Annotated in this window: 3 protein-coding genes; all 3 read right to left on the bottom strand. The window is 45.8% G+C overall.

All coding sequences use genetic code 11. The annotated features are described in order from the left end of the window. The coding region (locus AC1DSE_RS27250; RefSeq protein ID WP_477528500.1) for a FecR family protein at positions 1 to 2,325 on the bottom strand (2,325 nt) is incomplete at its 3' end. After that, positions 2,322 to 4,085 carry a CHASE2 domain-containing protein gene (locus AC1DSE_RS27245; RefSeq protein ID WP_477510758.1) on the bottom strand — a complete coding sequence of 588 codons (1,764 nt, stop codon included), beginning with the start codon at positions 4,083 to 4,085 and terminating at the stop codon, positions 2,322 to 2,324. The genes AC1DSE_RS27250 and AC1DSE_RS27245, both read right to left, overlap by 4 nt. A 26-nt stretch (positions 4,086 to 4,111) precedes the next feature. After that, the coding region (locus AC1DSE_RS27240) for an SLC13 family permease (RefSeq protein ID WP_477528499.1) at positions 4,112 to 6,739 on the bottom strand (2,628 nt) is incomplete at its 5' end.

The following is a 6,739-nucleotide window of genomic DNA, read 5'->3' as shown; positions in this document are numbered from 1 at the left end:
GGGTATAATTATCTCGTCAATTTGTTCCTCTTTTTTCATAATGGGTATTGTAATATTTCCCTCGCCTCTTGCTAGTTCCATACTGAAATAAGATCCTTTAAGTATGAGTTTTGTATATTCACCATCATTCTCGAGCTCATATGCATCGCTCTCTAGCGGCATACTTTCAAACCAAAAGCAAGATGGCTCTTCCACGCAAAAATTTCCATTAATCATTATCTCTCCCAGTTCATAACCATGTGTGTAGATGAAAAGCTCCTTATCCTTCACTATAGCGGGCCTGTTCTCAAAATCTACGTATCTAGGAAAGGCCGTTACTTTGCTATCTAAAGAGAAATGCTGCTCGTTTTCTTGCAAATCACCTTTAACTGGGTTCTTCCAAGCATTCGGTTTTACATACACATCAATATTTGAGTTGTATGCAATGGGATTTTTAAGCTTTACAATGAGCTGCGTTTGATTATCTTGGTCAACAGCAACACTCTCAATATCCGTTATGTTGAGGAGGGGCAGCTCCGCATTTCTACATGTTCTGCCCTCTGGAAGCTCTACCGCGTCGCATTTATAAATTATCAAACCATCTTTTGGAAAATAATTCCCAAAAGCAAGGCTCGTAGTAAATGGAAGCACTAACGTATACTCATCCTCCATAAATGCCGCTTTGGTTAAAGCCTCCGGAGGATTAGCTACCCGTACCGTAATATCAAGCTCTAGAAAGTTTTCAACCTGACCATTACTGCCGTTTTTTAAAGAAACACTTAAGCGATATGCTCCAGGCTGTAAATTGCCTTCGGCAAAATAATTTCCTTTTAACATAACCATTGCCGTATCAGGACCAGTCATGCTAAATAGTAAGGCACCGCTAAGGTTATATTCAAAAAACGGGTAACACTCCTCCGTTTCTTCAATTGGGCAAACTCTAGTTATTCTGATGTACGGGGAGTTCCCCTCAGAAGGCCATTCAGGCATTCCATAACCAAAAGTTCTAAAGAATATAGTTGTGTAGTAATCGGTTTTCCCTAAAATAAATTCAATTGGCGGGTATTCACTGTTATTTATAAATTGAAACCCTTGTTCCATTTCTCCTCTTGCTGTAACTTGTTCATTCGTCTGCACATCATTGGTTTCCGAATTTTTTAATTTATTTTCATAGACCGTTATACGAATTATTGATCCGTACTGCACAGCTTCTTTTAATTTAACCACCAGCTGATTAGGTTCAGATGGATGTATATCAACCGTCTCAACGATATCTAGACTTTCAAATTCACCAGCGTCATCCTGACGCACCTCAAATTTGACGATATTTGCACTAGAATCATTAAGAGCAAGTGTTGTCGTAAATGGCAAAATAAACGTTTTATCATTTTTCATATACGATTCTAAATGATTATAAAACATCGTTAAATCTAGCGTTGGCGGCACAGGTTCTGGCGTTGGTGTTGGCGTTGGTGTTGGCGTTGGTGTTGGCGTCGGTGACGCCGTTGGCGTTGGCGTCACGACTGGGTTGCCGCCTCCACCGCTGCTGCCGCCTGTTCCCGCATTGTCCTCATATACAATAGTAGAGTTGGATTGTGAACCTCCACTACCGCCTGCAGCTGCCGCCGCTTCCTCTTGTTTTTTCTTTTCAATGAGTGCTTTAACTTGCTCAATTAATGCCTTATCTGCTTTGGCGTCCTTTTGGAGCAGCAGAAGATAATGCTCCAGGCCGACCAACGGAAGATCGAGATAATTCAGCTTTTCCTTTACTCCTGCCCCATCTTTATTCAGTGGCAGCTGTTCATTCGGATTAACCGTCGTCTCGTCCGTTAGCCCTGGACCATGCTTCGTTTTTACTGCGCCTTCAAATACACCCAAGTAGCTCTCGTTATTCTCATACGAAACGGTAAACTGCGTCCCCATAACGCCCATAATGGCAGTTGGTGTCTCGATCTCAAACCTAGAATCGCCGTCAAGCTTCTTCTTAATCGTGACAAGAACCTTCCCCTTTAGCAGGCTTAGGCTCGTTTTTCCGCCCAGTGCCTTTGCACTTTTGACCAGTTCACTTACAACAAGCGTGGTATCCGTGCCAATCGCGACTTCTTTATCGCTGTCCAGGTCCATCATTACTTTCCCATCACTGCCGGTTAGTATCGTATCGCCTTTTGTTATAGCCATTCCCTTAAAAGCATTAAATTTTTTGGACCCGCCGCTCTTTTTCACTTCCGCTTTGCCTGAAATGGTCGTTATTTTCCCCGCCTTTTCCGTATCCTTCGCAAAAACAGATGTCGGCATAATAATGGCCATGACTAGCAAAGTCACAAAAACTAGCTTTAACGTCTTCATTTTAGTCCCTCCAATTCATAGATTGAGATGCCCTGTTCTTTTCCTTTTACTTTGATCTCGCCAAGAGCGTTTGCAATAACACGATCTTTAACCACCTGATAGACCGCATCGCTCATAATTATTTGTCCGGGCTTTGCGTTGCTCTCCAGCCTAGCTGTCGTATTAACCGTGTCTCCAATAGCGGTGTAGTCCATCCTGCTCTTCGAACCAATGTTGCCGAAGACGGCTGGCCCCGTATGAATGCCAAGACCAAACTTCACACCAAAGCCAAATCGTTCAATTAACTTGCGCTCCAATGCGGCTGAGCCCTCTTTCATTGCCCACGCCGCTTCCACCGCTCGCATTGGATGGTCTTCAAGAAGCAGCGGCGCATTGAAAATCGCCATGGCTGCATCACCGATAAACTTATCCAGCGTACCTTCGAATTTAAAGATGCAGTTGGCGGCAAGATCCAAGTATTCATTTAATATTTCAACGATTTCCTCCGGCTCCGCCTTCTCTGAGAGAGGCGTAAAGCCGCGAATATCGACAAAAAGCACAGTTAACTCACGGCGCGTTCCGCCCAGTTTTAGGCCCTCTTCACCATTTTTCAAAATCTGGTTGACGACCTCAGGCGCCACGTATCTGCCGAATATATCCGTCACTCTGCGCCGCTCCAGCAATTCCTCTACGTAATGGAACCCAACAACAATGATGCAACTAATAATTAGCAGCGGCACCACGTAGCCGATTGATATGATGATTCCCTGACCGTACAAGTAGCTGCTTCCTACTACAAACGCAACAAGAATAACCGCAACCGCCAAAAACGAGATAAGCATATTCCACTTCCGGAATAAGAAGTAGGCAAGCGAAGCCGCAAGGAGCAAAATCAACGCATTCCATTTCCAATTGAGCTCATGCTTAAGATCATTTTCGAGCAGAGCCTGTATAATGTTCGCGTGTATTTCCACCCCGTACATCATTTTTTTCACCTGCAATGGCGTCAGGTACTCATCCTTGAAGCCCGTGGCATACGGTCCAATAAGCACAATGCGATCCTGAAAATACTCCGCAGGCACATCTCCGTTCAGTACAGCAGCGTAAGGAATCGCTTCATATTGCCCTGGCCGCTCCGTATAGGGAATATGAAACTGTCCAAATGCATCAAGCGGAAGCATATCCGCACTTACACTTTTGCCGAGGCGCTCCATGTACATTTTATAAATTGTCCAAGAAAAGCTTTCGACCTGCTCGCCCTCATACATAAAACGATATAAAGAGTTGCGTACAACGTGGTCGCGGTCCGGTATCGTGTTGATATGTCCAACCGCCGCTGCCGCTTCCTTAAGTGCCGGGAACGGCTCAGATATTTCAAGTGCGTCAATTGCGCCCTGCTTGGCTGAAGCTTCAAATGTTCCATATACGGGAAATACGACATTGCCCGCATTTTTCACTGCGCTGATTAGCGCTTCATCCGATGATGGATCGTCTGCCGACGGTGCAGGGAAAGTGACGTCAAACGCAATAACTGCCGGTTTTCCTTCGGAGAGCATATCAACCAATTGAGCATGAACATTTCGATTCCAAGGCCAGCTCCCAAACTCACTCACGCTTTCATCATCAATAGCGATAATGGCAATTTGAGTTTCGACAGGGCTTTCCTTTTGCATAAAACGATCTTGGAAAAAATAGTCCATTCGATCAAATGTTCCTCTATACAAGAAGAAAATAGCCAGTACAGCAAGCAGGGCCATAATATGTATAAGCTTTATTTTCATAATATCCTCCTTTCCCTTCTTTTCCGTCAAATGAGATGAAGCCACTTCCAATATGGAACACAGAGCACAGCTATAAGCAGAACCSCAAACGCATAACCGAGTGCAAGCTTCCCGGCTTGACGATGGGTAAACGCTTTCCCCTCCGAGCTGTAATAGGCAGTTAAATAGGTAGGGGACTGATAAGCAAAGAAAAACGGATCTGTTGCAAGCAATATGACAAACACGAGCACCCAAGGATGAATGCCTACTGTTTCTCCTAAAGGAACAATAGCGGTGATAAGTAAAATAACAGCTGGATCATCTCGAATGACTAGCGTAACGATAAAGGAAACGAGAATGACTGCAACAAGGAATAAGGCAGGCGTGCTGACAAAAACAGACATATGCTCTCCAAGAAAGGAGGATAACAGCTCAGCAATTCCTAGCTGCTCGGCGACGCCCGCAAAGCTAAATGCAGCCCCGAGAAACAATAAAAAAGTCCAATCTATTCCGGTAGAAACCGTCTGTTTATCGAGCACGCCGCTAATAACTAAAACCGCAAAACCCATCAACATAATCCATGTACTCTCAATCCCGTGAAGCGGTTGAAGCACCATAAGCCCAATGCAGCATATAATCGTCCAGAGCGATACTCGCTCATCCTTTGTAAGCGGGCCAAGCAGCTTCAGCTGTTCATTGAGCACTTCGCCTGTGACAACTTTGGCAGGCTCGATCTTACGGAACATAAAGAGCAATACGATAATCAACACAGTGCCAAAAATAACAAACCCCGGCAGCGCATACAATAACCATTGCAGCCACGATACCGATTGCTCTGTAGAAGCAAGGCCATAAGCCATAATATTGGTGTATGAGCCTGTCATAACAAAAGGCGCGGTAAAGCCAAAGAAAATCATAGCAATCAGCCCAAGGCCAGCGGCTCCCTTGCTCCTCTCTTCAAAGCCGAGCGATTCGGCGAGCGTCTGTGCCATCGGAACGCCAAGCGATACCTTGGCAGAGGATGAAGGAAGCAGCGGATTAAGCAGGACCCCGCCTGCAATAATGCCCCAAAGCTGTCCGCGGTAATGGGCAGGAAATCTTTTTAAAGCATGGAGTGCAAAGCGGTAAAAAATGCCTGATTTTGTTATTACCGCACTTATTGCCATAATAGAAATCATGAAGAGCCACGAGCTTGACGCAAATCCCGAGAGTGCCGTTTCCGGAGAGGCAACACCCCCCATCACCCACAGCATAATCATGCCAAGCGCCACAATGTAATCCGGCATAATCGGAACAATCCACATAATGACTGCGGCTAGCGCAATTCCGATAAACCGCATGCCCGCCTCAGATAAACCGCCAATAGGATCTAATAGGAAAGAAAATATGATGCAGAGCAGTGCCGCCATGACAGCCCCTGCTTCTGCAGCACGATTCCCCTTCAACAAACGTCCGGCGCCTTTCACAAGCACCTCGCTGCGTTTTCTAGCCAGCTTTTGTTTGGCTAACCCATACGCCCGATCAGCATCCGGCAATTCAACTTTATTGAAGGATAAAGTGCTTGCTAATGCATCCGCCAGCTTCAAGTAATCCAGCGCTTGATTGTTTCTGCCCACACGTCTGCTAAGCTCCGTTCCGCACTCGTACAAAAACAAAAGCTCATGCGATTGAAATTTGTTAGGCTGATTTAAAGAGGCTTCTATAACAGCAAGCCCAATTTCCGGCGCATTTTTCTCACAGTAAGGAAGATAGGTTTGCAGCACCGTGTAATTTCCTGCAAGTATATCTCTAGGGCAGCGGCTAATGGTACGAAAAAGCTCTGCGCGCTGATGATCCGTAACCTCTCCTTCTATGCGAGCATACGTGTCTAGCGCTGCTGGCCAGTTCCCTTTATCCGCTTGGATCATGATGAATGCGACCCAGTTGCCTTGAGAAACATACCACGAGGTCGCTTTTTCCAGCCATCCAGCCATCTCCTCGTACCCATACCGTTCCTTGCTTATATCATTAAGAACTGGCTTGATACCGCTTGCAAGAGTCAACCATTCCGATGTTAATGGATCATCTTGAAAGCACTCCCGAAGGAAGAGATTTTCTGAAAGCTCCCTTTGCATCGTCATGCCATAGGTATGCTCCACAAGCCCTCTGCTAATAAGAGGAACATGTGCGCACCACTGCAGAAAACGAGCCGATAGCTCGCGCAATTGTCCAAGCTCATACGTAATTCGCTCGGATTCCGTTTTCTTAGATGCTTGAAGCTTCGCATTCGTTGCGATCAATCGTTGCGAAAGCAGCTTGATGAAATAGGATGAGAAAATTGCATTCTCAGCAACAAGGCGATCAAACATCCTGCTGTCAATGATATGCAGTACAGCATCCTCCGCAGCTACGGCCTCAGCAGACCGCGCTTCCCCAGTAAGCAGAGCCATTTCACCAAAAACCTCGCCTGGCCCAAGCACGGCAAGCGAACGCCGAACGCTGTCATCCGTTTTTGAGAATAGCTCAATCGTGCCGCTTTCTATGATGAACATTTGATCGCCATGCTCGCCTTGATGGAACAACCTCGTTCCCGCAGGAATCTGTTGTTTATCAAGCATCCCCAGCAGCTTCGCAAGCTCTACATTAGAGAGCCCTTTAAACATATCGATACCTGTGAGCTTCACTAATCTATCTAC

Source organism: Paenibacillus sp. 01L418 (assembly GCF_056400045.1).
This window is presented reverse-complemented; position numbering and strand designations above follow the sequence as displayed.